Consider the following 779-nt stretch of genomic DNA (forward strand, 5'->3'; position numbering starts at 1 on the left):
AAACGAGGCGATCTGATCCGGGCGCACCCGTCCGGCCGCAGCCTCGGTGACGAGGGTGTCAAGCGCCTTGCGGTATCGCACGCCGGCCGCGTAGAGCTCGAACAACGGTGTGCTGCGTACGGTCTCTTCGGTGAAGCCGGGCAAGTGGACGACCAACGGCACCTTCTCGGTACCGGCAGCGACGTCGTCGAGCGCCAACATCAACGACAGATAGCTGCCTCGGAACGCGTGAATCTCGTAGGGCAGCGAGCCGGACTCATGTAACACCTTGAGTCGATCGACGAACTCGTTGTAATGCCCGGCCTGGTCAAGCCATACGACCACACCCTGCTGGCGCACCCGCGCGCGAAGATCCGTCTCGAGGCACGCGGACACGGGACCACCGAACTCGACCGCCGTAGCCCCAGGTCCCGCCGTCGTCACGTGCCGTCCTCCACGCTCTCTTCGACGCTGTCGTCCGCGTCCTCGTTGGCAAACAGACCGACGTGTGGCGCAAGAGTGGCAAGCAATTCCTTGCGCCTATGCACCTTCTCGGCGTGGGTCGCCTCGAACGCGGCGCGAGCCTCGGGCTCGTCGGGGGCAAGAATTCGGAGCTCTGCACCCTGCTTTTCAGCCAACCGGAGCTCCATCTCCCAGATCGATCCAGAATGTGCTGACCAGAGACCCGGCTCGAGGATACGCAGCTCGGCCACCTGCCCGCGGCGCACGCCACGTCCCATGCGCCGGATGGCCTCCTTTTCGATTGCCGCGAGGGCGGCCCTGGGCTGGACCCGAAGGAA

General features: G+C 65.3%; 2 protein-coding genes. Both read right to left on the bottom strand.

Annotation, left to right across the window (positions count from 1 at the left end):
* Window positions 1-375 (bottom strand): hypothetical protein (locus DMB66_RS60255; protein WP_233625644.1); only part of this gene is annotated, 375 nt, incomplete at its 3' end.
* Window positions 376-419: 44 nt separating this feature from the next.
* Window positions 420-779 (bottom strand): hypothetical protein (locus tag DMB66_RS60260; protein WP_233625645.1); only part of this gene is annotated, 360 nt, incomplete at its 5' end.

The organism is Actinoplanes sp. ATCC 53533 (assembly GCF_003947245.1).